Source organism: Streptomyces sp. NPDC048192 (assembly GCF_043202415.1).
Classification (GTDB): domain Bacteria; phylum Actinomycetota; class Actinomycetes; order Streptomycetales; family Streptomycetaceae; genus Streptomyces.
On sequence record NZ_JBIDAL010000023.1, the window covers coordinates 89749 to 102557 of the forward strand.

The window sequence follows — 12809 nt, forward strand, 5'->3', positions numbered from 1 at the left end:
CTCTCACCGGGTGGGGATGCGCCGGCCTGGGCTGTCTGGGCCGGGCGGCGGCTGGCGAAGTGGTGAGGTGGGCGGCAGCAGGACCGCGCGTTCGGCCTGGGTGCGGGTGCGGAGTTGTTCCAGGCGGTGTTGGACGCGGGCGTGGGTGTAGAGGTCGATGGCGTCGGTGAGGTGGTCCCACTCGTCGCCGTCGAGTCCTTGGGGGCGTGGTCCGAGGAGGTCGGGGCCGGCGCGGTGGTGGCGGCGGCGGTAGTCGCCGATCGCGGTCAGCAGCCTGGTGTAGGTGCGCTGTTCGGCTTCGTCGTCTGCTCCGGGTGCGCTGATCTGGTCCATCCAGTCCTCCGGCAACGCCTCGCCCGCGAGGACGGCGGCCAGAGCACGCCGGGCGGTCTGGGCGTGCCGGGCGCTGTGGTTGAGCGGGGCGACGCTGGTGGGGTCGTTCAGGGCGGGGTGGTCGGGCAGCGGGCCGGAAGGCGGGGGTGTGTCGAGGTGGGCGAGGGCCGCGGTGATGACGGCGGACGCGGGGGCGTCGGGCGGCAGCATGGTGTGGTGGTGGGGGCGGCGTCGTCCGGTCAGGGCGCGTACGCGGGCATCGAGGGCGTCCCAGGCGGCTGCGTCGCCGGGATCGTCGGGGCGCGCGCCCAGTCCGGGGGCGGTGGTGATGGCGTGGCGGGTGCGCCACAGTTCCACCAGGGCGGCTGTGGTGGCCCAGGCGGCGCGGCGGCGGGGGGAGCTGGTGGGGGGTGGCGGGCCGAGGGGGCGTGCCCAGGCGGGCGGGTGTGCGGCGAGGGTGTGGCCGCGGTCGGCGAGTGAGCGGGCCAGGATGCGGTGGCGTTCGGCCAGGTGCGTGCGCCAGTGCTCGGGGGTGTCGGGGTGGGTCAGGGCGTGCCGGTCGGCGACCCAGTCGGGGATCTCGGCGCGGTGGTTCGGTTGGTGCGGGGGGTGGTCGGGGAGGCGGTCCCGCCAGCGCAGTTCGGCGTCGATCTTGCCGGTGACGGCATCGGCGCGCGCCAGGTGGGTGCGCGCCCACTGCCGGCGCTGCACGGTGCTGGCGCGGCGCTGCTCCAGGGAGCGGCGGATGGCGGCCAGGGAGGTGGAGCCGCCGGCGGCGGCGTGATGGGTGGTGCGTTCGCGTTGGTAGTCCTCCCGGGCGGCGTCCCTCCAGTGAAGGGCGCGGCGCAGCTCGGACTCGGCCGTCAGGGCGGCGATGACCTGCCGGGCTGTGTCCGACAGCGGTGCTCCCGCGCTCTGGGAGTGGCGGATCTGGGCGCGGGCGTGGGCGAGTTGGGCGGCCAGTCGGGTGCGGGAGAGGTCGCCGAAGGGGCGCTTGTCCCAGGCGGGATGAGCGTCGCCGGCGCGGGTGGTGACGGGTGACGGCAGGTGGGTGAAGGCGGCGTCGGCGGCCTTGAGTGCCTCGCGGGCCGCGGCGCGGTGGGCGGCGGCGAGCCGTTTGAGGGTGTGCAGCTGGGCCAGGGACAGCGCGGCCAGGGGACGGTGGTGGTGGTCGGTCTGCGCTGCTGTGGCGGCGTCGTCCAGGTGCTGGCGCAGCCGCCAGGTCAGGACGGCGGCGGGGTCGTGGGCGTCGGCGAAGCCGCGCCGGGGGACGGTGCGGGCCAGCAGGCGAGGCAGGTCGAATCCGGCGCGTTCGGCGTCGTTCAGGGCGCGGATGAGGGCGGGGTAGGCGTCGGCGGCCATGAACCAGGCGGCGCGGTCGGTGCCGAGGGCGTGCTGGAGCAGGCCGGTCAGCCGGGCGCGGGTGGCGCGTTCGCCGGCGTCGGCGAACTCCGCGCACAGCTGGCCCGGTGCGCTGATCTCGCGCTGCAGGGCGGTGATGGATTCGGTCGCCGACAACTCGGCGCGGCGGCGGGCGGCGATGGAGAGCAGAACGTCGTCGAGGTGGTCGCCGTCCTCGAGGGCGACGTAGAGGCGGTTGGTGCGCGCCCCGCGGGTCAGCTGCACGTAGACGCCTTCCCTCGTGGAGCGGGCCGAGGCGAGGGCGTGGGAGGTGTCGACGGTCATGCCCTGGGCGCGGTGGATGGTGGAGGCGTAGCCGAGCTCGCAGTGGGTGGCGAGGTAGGCGGCGGGCAGGCGGATGCGGCCGCGGTGGTGGGTGTGACGGGCCACCACGTCCCCGCCGGGCAGGATCTTGGTGATGGTCCAGGTGTCGCCGTTCTTGACGAAGTCGCGGCCGCCGCGCACGAGCATGCGGCGGCGGTTGAGGCGGGTGACGATCACGTCGCCGGTGTGCGCGTGCTGCCCGCCGCGCAGGCTGGTGCTGCGGCGGGTGTCGACGGTGCCGGAGGCGATGTGCCAGGCCTGGGCGCGCACATTGAGCGCGGTGACCGTCTCCGTATCTGCGGCCGTCATCAGCGACGTGCGGCCCCGGGCGAGGTCGTGGGCCCAGGCGGTGAACACCGCGTCGCACATCGCCTCGTAGCTTCCCGCGACGATCCGGCCCTTGCCGCGGTACCAGGTGAACGCCTCGTGCTTGTCTTCGCCGTCGCGCAGGATCAGGGAGGCCTCCGCCTCGCCGGGGGTGCGGAAGCGGTGCAGCTGGTCGAGTTCGATCGCGCCGCCCGCCCGGGCGATCAGGCGCAGGGCGCCGCCGGCTTCGACGGCGGCGAGCTGGTGCGGGTCGCCCAGCAGCCGCACCACCGCACCCGCGGCGGCCGCATCCGCCAGAATCTTGTCGAGCAGGAGGGTGCCGGCCATGCCCGCCTCGTCAATGAGGACGACGTCGCCGGGGCGTAGCTGGAAGTCTTCGCCGGCCTGCTTTCCCTCCGCCGCGCGGGCGCGGTGGTGGAGCCAGGAGTGCAGGGTGTGGGCGCGCAGGTTCAAATCGTCGCTGAGGACTTGGGCGGCCCTCGAGGACGGTGCGAGCGGGATGAGCCGGCCGCCGGCGGCATCCACGGCGCGGGCCACCAGCCGCATCGCGGTGGTCTTTCCCGCACCGGCGGGGCCGAGACCGGCCAGCAGCAGCTTCTCCGACAGCGCGAAGGAGGAGGCCAGGGCGCGCTGTCCGGCATCCATCGGGCCGCGGTGCAGGGCGGCGACGCGGGCGAAGGTGCCCCGGCCGGCAGGCGGGATGACGTTCGTGCGGGCGGCCGCCAGCAGCCGGTTCTCGGCAGCCAGGAGGGAGTGGGTGGTGTAGGTCTGGGAGCCGATGGGCCGGTAGATGCTGGTGCCGTCCGGGCGCTGCAGGTCCGGATGGGCAGGGTTGATCTCGGGCGGGGTGATGTCCAGGCAGTCCCGGTGCGCGAGGACCTGGTCGGTGATCTGTTCGGCTGCGCCGGGTGGGGCGGTGGTGCCGGTCAGGGTGCGCATCAGGTAGCGGCGGGCTTCGGCCAGGACGTGGCGGCGGTGGAACGTGGTGCGGCGTTCGGCGACCGCGGCCAGGACATCATCGGCCGCCACGGCGACGTCCACAGCCGTCGGGGTGGCCCGGTGGCGGGCGGCGGCCTGCGCGGTGGCCAGCACACTGTCCACCGTCTCCCGGTCGGTGGCGGCGATCGCGCGGCGCCGCCAGGCGGCCAGCAGCTCATCCAGCGAGCGGGCCCTGCGCTTGGACGGGCGGGTCTGGGAGCGGGCCTGCTCCAGCAGGGCGTAGCGGGAGCTGCCGTGCGGCTGGCGGCCGTGGCGGCGCCGGTAGTCGTCGAACAGGGCCTGGGCCATGGTGCGTACCGCGCCGCCGCGGCGGGAGAAGACCGCGCGCAGGCGGGGGTCGATCCCGGCGATCCGCATCACGGGCCGCTGCCCAGGGGTGACCTCGACTTCCTCCGTGGCCAGGTGGAGGCGGGCGCAGGCCAGTTCCAGGGAGCGCTGGTTGAACAGCTCGCTGGCCGCGACCACGTCGCGCAGCAGGAGCCGTGAGTCCAGGTTCCGCCACCGCCCGTCCGGCCCCCGCACCCGGGGGGAGATCACCGCGTGCTCGTGCAGCATCGGATCCCCCGCGCGGGATTCGTAGTGCAGGTAGACGGTGGCCAGCAGCCCCGGTTCGGCCCGTAGTTGGGCGATGCCGCCCGGGCCGGTGCGTACCGCGAGCGAGTTCTGCTCCAGCCAGGCGAGGGTCTCCGAGCGGGCCTGGGCCTGAATCTCCAGCACGATGCGCCGCACGTCGGGGCTGCCCAGCGCGAACAGCAGCGTCAGCTCCTCCGAGGCGAAGGTGAGGTCGTAGCCGGTGACGGCCTTGCGCTGCGGGCCGGTGCGTGCGGCCAGGTAGCGGCCGAGTTCTGCGCCGTCTGCGGGGGCGCGGTGGTACTCGGCCTCGAAGGCGTGCGCGGCGACCCGCATCCGCAGATCCCGTATCTCCGCTTTCGTCAGCGGCCGGCACAGCTCCTCGCTGACGTGCTGCCGGACCCGTTCGATCTCCTCATCCAGCGGGGAGGACTCGGCGAGCTGCGGCACGGCCGGCCCGAGCCTGGCCGCCCGCATCGCCTGCTTCAGCGAAGCACCCCCGGCCAGAGCGCGGGCCGTGATCGCTTCGGCGTCGGGGTGCATACCGAGACCGAACAGGGCCCGCATCTGCGTATCGCTGACGATGCCAGACAGCCCCAGCTCCTTGGCCGCCTGCCCGTGCCACACCCCGGGCGGCACCCCCGGCACGCTCGAGGACACCGTCGGCTCCCCGCCCCGCACCCCGTCCCCGACAGCGATATCACGCCGGTAATAGCGCTCACGCCCCGCCGTGATCCCCTTCACCGTCATCCCCACCACGCCAGGAGATCACCGCCCACAACGCCCCCGCGGGTCCAGGACGGCACCGGGTCCCGAACCTCCCAGGGCTTCGGACACGACCTTGCAACTCGTCCCACCAGACGGGAAAACCACCGCTGCGGCGGCCAGGCGCGTCAAAAGTGCCAGAGGTGCGCGGCAACCCACCACACACCCACCAGCCACCCACCGACCACCACCCACCACCACGCCACACCACCACCCACACCACCGACACCCACCCACACCCACACACCCACCAACACCCAGACCACAACTCACCACGATCCGCCCCCTCCTCCAGGGCACTCCCCTCCCCCGCCCTCCACGCCTCCACGGCCATCCGGACCGAGCGCGGCGGCGGGCGTGCCCCCGCGGCCGTCGCGTGGACGGGGCCGTGCGCGACGTCGGGTCAGCGCGACGGCTGTCCCGCTGCCGGGGGCGGGCGCGGCGGCGGGCGTGCCCCGTGGGCGGAGCCGGGCGGGGTGGCGGGTGTGCTGCGCGGCTGTCCCGTGGGCGGGACCGGGCGTGGCGGCGGGTGTGCGGCGCTGCTGTCCCGTGGGCGGGACCGGGCGCGGTGGCGGGTGTGTTACGGGCTGGGACGCTGCGGGCTCGGGCGGGGTGGGGGTGGTGGGGGCGGCTGAGACTGGCGCGCGGTGGCCTGCGCTGGGTGGGCCGTAGGTGGTTGGGAGGTGGCTGCGGTGGCGGCTGACCGGAGCAAGGGCAAGGGCAAGGGTGGGGTTCTGGCGCGGCGGCGGGCGGCGTTGGAGCGGGCGGCGGCGCGGATGGCGGAGGAGCGGCGGGCTGCGGAGGAGGCGGAGGCGGCGCGGCGGCGTCGGGAGGCGGAGCTGGATGAGTTGGTGGCGGATTTCGAGTTGGCGCGGGAGGACGAAGAGAGGGTGGTGGCTGAGGTGGAGGAGGAGGTTCGTCGGGTGCGTGAGCGGGGGCGGGTGAAGGTCGAGGCGGCGCGGGTGGCGGCGGCGCGGGTGGTGGTGGCGATGGGGGAGGCCGGTGAGACGGTGGCGGGGTGTGGGCGCCGGTTGGGGGTGGGGGTGGACCGGGTGAAGGAGTTGCGGCGGTTGGGGCGTGAGGCGTTGGCCAGGGAGGGCGCGGCCAGAGAGGGTGCGGCCGGGAGCGGTCCGGTCGGGGAGCGCGCGGCCGGTCCGGCCGGGGAGCGGGCGGCCGGCGTGGGGAGGATGGAGCCGGGGAGCGGGCAGGGGAAGGCTGCCGGGGCGGGCCGGGAGCGGGGTGGGGTGCCGGGCGGTGGTGCGGGTCCGGCCGGGGGTCCTGCTGCGGGTGGTGTCGCGGCCGGTGGGCCGGTGACGTCCGGTACCGGGGGCGGTGCGGGTGGGGTGCGGCCGGGGTGGGCGGAGTCGTCCGGGTGAGGCGCGCGGCCGGTGGGTCGGTGGCGTCCGGTGCCGGTGGCCGGGGCTGAGGGAGGCGGAGTGGTCCGGGTAGGGCGTGGCCGGCGGGTTGGTGGGTCCAGTGCCGGGGCGGGCGGGGCGGGGTGTGGCCGGGGTTCTCCGCGTGGGCGCGGGGTTGGGCATGCGCGGGGGCTGGGCATGCGATGGCCCCGGCTGCCGTTGGTGCGGCGGCCGGGGCCGGGTGGGGGTGTTCAGCCGTGGGGGTGTTGCGTCCAGGGGGCGGCGGGCCTGTGGGGTGCGGCGGCGGGCTGGGCGGTGGCGGTGGGTTGTGGTGGGGCGGGGTGGGTCGTGGGCTGCTGCTGCCAGGCGGCGGGCGGCTGTTGCTGGGCGGGGTAGGTCGCGGGCTGCTGGGGTGGGAGGTGGCCGGTGAAGCGGCCGGGGTCGACGTCTTTGAGGTAGACGGTGACGGGGGCGTGGTCGGCGACGATGATGCGTTCGTGGATGCCGGGGGGTGTGAGGATCCACCAGGTGGTGTCGTCGCGGCGCTTGGTGCGGCGGATCAGGGGCGGGGGGAGGGTGACCTCGTTCGTGATGCCGGTGTTGGGGTCGGTCTCGGGGACGGTGATGTGGTCGACGGTGCTGAACAGTCCCTGGACGCGGGCGAGTTCGTTGACGGTGGTCTCGTGCTGCACGGCGCTGCCCCGCTCTGTGTGCTGGCCTGGTGGTGGGTTGGGGGGAGGGTAGGCCGGGCGGGGGTGGGGTTGGGGGGTGTGGGGTGGTGGGGGTGCCGGGGGGCGGGAGGCGGGTTGGGGCGGGGGTGCCTGGAGGCGGGATACACGTGCGGCGGCCCCGCACCCGTGTCGTGTGTGTGCCGGGGGTGGATGGCGGGTGCGGATGCACGGCCACGGCCGCCGCGTGCCCGGTGCGTGGCGGCGAGCCGGGGCGGCAGCGGGTACGGCGCGGGCGCCGGTGGACGGCGGCGAACCCCGAGGGTCCGGGCGGGAGCACGGGTAGAGCCCCGCGCCCGGTGCCACGGCACGAGGCTTGGCCGGGAGCATGGGTACGGCCCCGGGCCGGATGGACGGCGTGTGGTGCCGGGGTGCCGGGGTGCGGGGCCGTGAGGGGTGGGTCAGGGGGCGGTGGGGTGGGTCTGGTGGATGGTGGCTTGGTCGATGGTGGGCGCGCCGGCGGCGAGTTGGGTGAGGGCGGCGTGGGCTTGGGCGGGGGTGCGGCCGCCCCAGAAGAGCCAGGTGGCGTCGTTTTCGGTGAGGTCGAGTTCGGCGCGGGCGACGTCGTAGATGAAGCGTTTGCGGTGGCCGGGCTTGGCGGCGAGTTCGCCGGTGAGGGTGTAGCCGGTGAGGTGGGCGGCGTATCCGGCGATGCACAGGGTGGTGCCGCAGGTGAGATCACCGTCGCCGCCTAGGTCGTTGTGGGGTGGGACGGTATCGGCGCCGTGGACCCAGTGGGCCTGGTTGTAGTGCTCGGGGTGTTCGATGATCTCGCGCAGGATGCGGGCGGCGAGGCGGGCGTTGGGCATGAGCGGGGCTCCCTGGGATCGGTGAACGGACGGACGGCCGGGGCGGCCGGGGCGTGGTTCGTGCGGGGGTGGCGTGGGCCGGTAGGTGAGGGGTGGCCGGGCCGCGCCGTGCGGTGAGGGGGGTCCGCGTTGGCGCGGCCCGACCGGGCCGGTCGCCCATCAGCGCACGGGGTGAGGGAGGGGGTTCCGTGCGGGGGCGTACCGGCTGACTGAGGGGGGTGTGGCCGGGCCGCGCTGTGCGGTGGGGGGTCCGCGTTGGCGCGACCCGGCCGGGCCGGTCACCCTCGGCACGGGAGGGGGGTCCGTGCGGGGTTCCGGCTGGTCTGACTGTGGCCGGTGGGGGGTCTAGCGGCGCAACCCCGGGCCGGGCGGGGCTGGTTCGCACACTGGGGGGCCGGACGGATGAGTGGCCGGGCGGACCGGGCGCGGTCCGTACGGGCTGGGCCGGAGGGGGGTGGCCGGACCGCGCCTTGCGGTGAGGGGAGTCCGCGTTGGCGTGGCCCGGCCGGGCCGGTCACCCTCGGCACGGGGTGAGGGAGGGGGTTCCGTGCGGGGGCGTACCGGCTGACTGAGGGGGGTGGCCGGGCCGCGCCATACAGCGGGAGGGGGTCCGCGTTGGCGCGGCCCGGCCTGGGCCGGTCACCCCACAGCACGCGGGAGGGAGGGGGGTCCGTGCGGGGGGCGTACCGGCTGGCCTGACTGTGGCCCGAGCGGGGGTAAGCCACGCAACCCCCGCCCCCGGCTGCCCGATCCGCGCCCGGCCCGGCCCGACCGGGCCGGGACGCTCCCAGCCGGTCAGGCCGGGCCGGTCGGCACGCGGACGCTCCGCACCCCCTGGGGGTGCGGAGCGGGGCCGTGGCGGTCAGTTGACCGGGATGGTCAGGTGCAGGCGCAGCCTGTCCAGGCCGGTGGCGTCTCGGAGGCGGCGTTCGTGTTCTGCTCGGCGGGCCTGGGCGCGGCGGTGGCGGGTGTAGGGGAGTTGGAAGTCGCGGACCAGGGTGGTGTTGTGGTCGTGGAGGCGTGTGGCGTGTTCGGCGGTGATGTAGGCCTCGGTGACTTCCTCGAAGATCAGTTGTGCGGTGTGCTGGGGGCAGCCGTTCAGGAGGGGTTCGGCGTCGGGGCCGTCCTGTTCGAACGCGGTGATCGCGGTGTTGACGAAGTCGAGGTGGGCGGGGTTCTTGCACTGGGCTGCTGTGGCTCGTAGCTCGTCCAGGACGTGAGGGAATTCCAGGACGTGGCCGCTGGGTGTCACCTTCATCAAAGTCCTCCAAGACAGGGGGCGGAGCGGGGCCGGGGCACGCACCGGCAAGGGACGGGCCACTCGCCCGGCGACCCGACGCGGCGGCGGCCCGGCCGGGGCCGGGACGAGGCTGGGCCGGGCGAGTGACCGGGCCGCGCGGGGCCGGGCCGGGTGGAGCCGGGCCGCGCCTTGCGGCGAGGAGGGACCGCGCTGGCGCGGCCCGGCCTGGGCCGGTCACCCTCGGCACGGGGTGAGGGAGGGGGATCCGTGCTGGGGGTGTTCCGGCTGACCTGACTCTGACCCGAGCGGCGGCAAGCCACGCAACCCCGCGTCCCCAGCCGCCGCATTCCCGCACACCGGGCCGGGCCGGACCGCGCGCGCCGGTCGGTACGCGGACGGCCCCGCCCCCCAGGGGGGGCGGGGCCGTGCGTGCGGGGCCGGCGGGGCGGGACGCGGGGGCATGCCGAGCAGGTGCCGGTCAGGCGATGAGTTCGCCGTCTTCGAAGCGGGCGGTGGGCGGTATGTCCCAGCCGGGCAGGAGGCCGGTCACCACCGGGCCCGGGGCGCCGGGCACCGTACGGATCCGCACGCCGGGGTGGAGGGCTTTCACGGCGGTCATGAACGGCGGTGGCTGGGTCACTCCCAGTGCGGCGTGCGGCATGGGAATCGTCACGTGGTGCGCGCTGGTGTAACCCAACCGCTCGTAGAACGGGGCGAGTTCGGGCCGGTGGATGAGGGTGGCCAGCCGGTAGCCGGTGCTGCGGGCTTGGTTCTCCGCCGCGGTGAGCAGTGTGCGGGCGATGCCCTGCCGGCGGCGGTGCGGGGTGACGGCCAGGCCGTAGATGAGGATCGCGGTTCGGCTGATCAGGTCGGCCAGGGCGGGGTCGTCACGGGTGAGGGGGTGCTCGTGGGCCCAGTCCGGGAAGGACGCGAAGACGACGCCGACCGGCTTCGGGTTGGTGCTGCGGCGCAGGCGACACAGCCAGCGCGTGGTCGGCCAAGGCTCTTTCTCAGCGCCGTCCGCGTGCGGAATCATAGCTGTGGGTCTGAGTATCAGTCAGTGTAGGGAGGCGGGGGTGGACCTCTGGCAGCAGATGCTGCTGGGAGCCGGTGGTGGGCTGCTGGTGGAATTAGTCGACTTCTATAACCGCGTGGCGGCATGGCGACAGGCGAGGCGGGCGCAGGCATTGGAGGGCTCGCATCGGTTCCGTGAATACTTCGACGTCGGCCCCGACTTCGCTGTTGCGCTGACTCGTGCAGTGCTCGGTGCGGTAGCTGCTGCCGCGTTCGGTGCTGGCAAGCAGGCGGAAGGCGTGGCTGGTCTGGTTGCCGTCGGAGCCTGTGCTCCGGTGCTCCTTGCACAGCTGGGACAGACGTCTGTCGGGTTGGAGACCACCGCTTCCGGCACGACTGTACCGAGGGACGTCGGCAGCGGCGAGGCAATCACGACACCCCCTGCACGCCCCGCCGAAACGGGAGGGAGCGCGGCGAGTGACCGGTGACCGTTTCGTATTCCGGTATTGGGCAGCGTTGACTCGCATCGGACCGCCGCGACCACGGACCGGTGGCTCAACGCGGCTGGGCCAAGATTCCTTGAGCTTCAGCCAGCGCTATACCCGCCGCTTCTTTGGCCGTGGCCCTGCCGTTCACGACAGGCTTCGCGGCGGGCAAAAAGCGCCGAATGAGCCCTTTGCTTTTTCCGCGCATGCAATGGAGCATGGCGACGCGACCGCCCAAGCCAGGTTCGAAGATGCCGCTGAACGTGCGGATGTAGAACCGCATGGCGGTCCCTCCGATGACCGTAGCCTTGAAGGTTTGGCGGCGACGCTTGGAGTCTCAGTCGCCCATGAAACCTTGGCCCGTGCGCTGACCCACGAGTCCTATGCGGAGGCTCACGGTGTGCCGGACAACGAGCCTCTGATGGCGCTGGGGGATTCAGTGCTAGGCCTAGTAGCCACAGAAACCATTTACCGGAATCATCCCGATCTGACTACGGGAGAGCTGCCCACCCTTCGGGCAAGGATGGTCAACACTCGTACTCTGGCTCGGATCGCCAGAGGCATTGGGCTGGGCCGCTACGTTCGCATCAGCGCGGAAGAGGAAGCAGCTGGTGGGAGAGAAAGAGCGTCTATCCTCGCCGACATCCTGGAAGCAGTCGTCGGGGCCGTATGTGCTGATCAGGGGTTGGATGCCGCGGCCAAACTCGTGCACCGGCTGTTCGACCCGCTCGTCGAGCTGGCCGGAGCGGAACAAACGACACCTGCCAACCAGTCCACTGACGAATCCTGACGCATCTGCATCATGGGAACGCCGGTATACCGCGCGCATCAGACGCGTGCACCGCCCGGCCCTCGGCAGCGAGTACGGCGTCCGCGCACTCGCGGGCGACGTCGGCCGGGTCGCGGGGCGCATCTTGTGCGCCGGCGAGGACCGCGCGGCAGCCGGTGCAGGTCGCCGGGCCCTTTGTGAGGAGCGCGGGGTCGAACTGGGTGTACGGCTCCACGACCGCGTAGCGGCTGGCGTCACACGCGAGGTCGATCACCAAGCCGGTGTGAGAGTTGAACAAGCCCTCGTGGACGAGGGCCGTTGAGGTCGGTGACGTTGCGACGGTCCATGCGGTTCCTTGCGTCCGGTAGCGGTGCGAGCGGCGCAAGGCCGCTTCCCCAGCTCGGGCAGCGGCGCGCCCGGCCTGCACGAGGGCGGGGCCGCGCCGGACGCGATGGTCACCCGTTCATCAGGCACCCAGAGCGTTCAGGGTGCGCAAGAGCTCCTTGGCACGCTCGTGCCGTTGCTCGGGCAGCGCACCGGCCCAGACCGCGTTTTCGAGCAGGTAGATGAGCAGTGCTCGGGTGCCGGGATCGGTGACGTCGAGGAGTGGGGAGTGAAGGGTGGTGGCCTCGTCGCGTGAGGTTGGGGCGAGGGTGTCGCGCAGGTGTCGGAGGGCGAGGACGGCGGTGCGTTCCGCTGCGGTGGGCCAACGGTCGTCTTCGTCGCGCGCGGTGTCGAAGTCGTGGTTGTCGTCGATGAGGGCGAGGGCCTGCGCGACGGTGCCGGCCGCGGCGTCGTAGTCGGTGGCGGGCGCTTGTTCGGGTTGTGGCATGTGCATCTCCTCGTGCGGGTCAGTGGCGTCGGGTTCACCGTGCGGGAGCGGAGGGCTAGCGGCGCAAGACGCCGGTGCAGCGGGCGCTTGGGGTCGCCTGCTTGCATCCACATCTGCGGCGGGACGGGGAGCGGGCGGTTGCGGACGCGGCCTTCCGAGTCGGCGTAGAGGACTCCCCACTCGGGCAGTTCGTCCCACTCGTTGCGTTCGTTCAGCATGGTCTTGAGAGAGGCGAGGACCTCGTCGGGGTCGGCGGCTTGGTCATGCGAAGGGGTCTTTCTGGTCTGTGTGGGGGGACGGGCGCGGCGGGCTGCCGGTGGCGGGGGCTGGTGAGTGCAAAGGGGGGGCCGGGCCGGGCTTGCGGTTGGGGGGTGCCGCGTGGCGTGGCCCGGCCGGTGCCGGTCGCCCTCGGCATGGGATGAGGGAGGGGGGTCCGTGCAGGGCGCCTTCCGGCGTTCCGGAGGATGGCGGGCGGCGGGTGAAGCCGGGCGATCCCCCGGGAGGGGCACGGTCGACACGGTGGGGGTCAGGTCTGGTGGTGGGGGTCGGCGGCGCGGGTGGTGATGTGCGCCCACTGCTCGCGGCTGACGTGGTGGACGGGCAGGGCGCGGGGCGCGGTGAGTTGACGGCGTAGGCGGGCGGCGTCGGTCAGGGCTTGGCGGGCCCACTGCCGGCACTGGTGGGGCCGGTAGTAGGTCAGGGGTGCGGAGGCTTCCTGCCACCAGTAGCGGGCGGTGTGCAGGGCGCGGCGGGCCTGGCGCAGGGTGAGGTCGTCCAGGTGGGAGCGTGCGTACACGGCGGCGGGAGCGGGGGCGGGAGTGGGGGTGGGGGCGGGGGCGGTCATCACGGTCTCCTTCT

11 protein-coding genes are annotated in these 12809 nt (G+C 73.9%); 3 read left to right on the top strand and 8 right to left on the bottom strand.

From position 1 onward, the window contains the following. Positions 1 to 3: 3 nt before the first annotated feature. Positions 4 to 4704, bottom strand: a complete 4701-nt coding sequence (mobF, locus tag ACGFZN_RS36085) for a MobF family relaxase (protein ID WP_393862690.1) — start codon at positions 4702 to 4704, stop codon at positions 4 to 6. A 707-nt stretch (positions 4705 to 5411) separates the two neighbouring features. Here mobF and ACGFZN_RS36090 point away from each other — a divergent pair. After that, positions 5412 to 6095, top strand: coding sequence for a hypothetical protein (locus tag ACGFZN_RS36090; RefSeq protein WP_393862691.1), 684 nt, complete (start codon positions 5412 to 5414; stop codon positions 6093 to 6095). 230 nt (positions 6096 to 6325) lie between these two features. On the opposite strand, the gene ACGFZN_RS36095 is transcribed toward ACGFZN_RS36090, so the two are convergent. The 4 genes from ACGFZN_RS36095 to ACGFZN_RS36110 form a co-directional block, all read right to left on the bottom strand. Beyond that, positions 6326 to 6766: a hypothetical protein gene (locus ACGFZN_RS36095; protein WP_393862692.1), complete on the bottom strand. Its 441-nt coding sequence runs from the start codon at positions 6764 to 6766 to the stop codon at positions 6326 to 6328. Positions 6767 to 7203: 437 nt separating this feature from the next. After that, a complete protein-coding gene (locus tag ACGFZN_RS36100) occupies positions 7204 to 7611 on the bottom strand; it encodes a hypothetical protein (RefSeq protein ID WP_393862693.1) in 408 nt (135 codons plus the stop codon). An 862-nt stretch (positions 7612 to 8473) separates the two neighbouring features. Beyond that, on the bottom strand, positions 8474 to 8869 hold the full coding sequence (locus tag ACGFZN_RS36105) for a hypothetical protein (RefSeq protein ID WP_393862694.1): 396 nt from the start codon (positions 8867 to 8869) through the stop codon (positions 8474 to 8476). 460 nt (positions 8870 to 9329) lie between these two features. Next, entirely contained in the window at positions 9330 to 9887 is a 558-nt protein-coding gene (locus ACGFZN_RS36110; RefSeq protein ID WP_393862695.1) for a GNAT family N-acetyltransferase, read from the bottom strand. Between the two features lie 40 nt (positions 9888 to 9927). Between ACGFZN_RS36110 and ACGFZN_RS36115 the strand changes: the two genes are divergently transcribed. Next, positions 9928 to 10353, top strand: a complete 426-nt coding sequence (locus tag ACGFZN_RS36115; RefSeq protein WP_393862696.1) for a hypothetical protein — start codon at positions 9928 to 9930, stop codon at positions 10351 to 10353. Beyond that, complete coding sequence (locus tag ACGFZN_RS36120; RefSeq protein ID WP_393862697.1) at positions 10343 to 11140, top strand: ribonuclease III family protein; 798 nt, start codon at positions 10343 to 10345, stop codon at positions 11138 to 11140. Before ACGFZN_RS36115 ends, ACGFZN_RS36120 begins: the two co-directional genes overlap by 11 nt. A gap of 10 nt (positions 11141 to 11150) precedes the next feature. Here ACGFZN_RS36120 and ACGFZN_RS36125 read toward each other — a convergent pair whose 3' ends face one another. From ACGFZN_RS36125 to ACGFZN_RS36135, 3 genes are all read right to left on the bottom strand, one after another. Further along, a complete protein-coding gene (locus ACGFZN_RS36125) occupies positions 11151 to 11393 on the bottom strand; it encodes a hypothetical protein (protein ID WP_393862698.1) in 243 nt (80 codons plus the stop codon). A 192-nt stretch (positions 11394 to 11585) separates the two neighbouring features. Beyond that, positions 11586 to 11951, bottom strand: coding sequence for a hypothetical protein (locus ACGFZN_RS36130; protein ID WP_393862699.1), 366 nt, complete (start codon positions 11949 to 11951; stop codon positions 11586 to 11588). Positions 11952 to 12477: 526 nt separating this feature from the next. After that, positions 12478 to 12795: a hypothetical protein gene (locus ACGFZN_RS36135; protein WP_393862700.1), complete on the bottom strand. Its 318-nt coding sequence runs from the start codon at positions 12793 to 12795 to the stop codon at positions 12478 to 12480. Positions 12796 to 12809 lie beyond the last annotated feature (14 nt).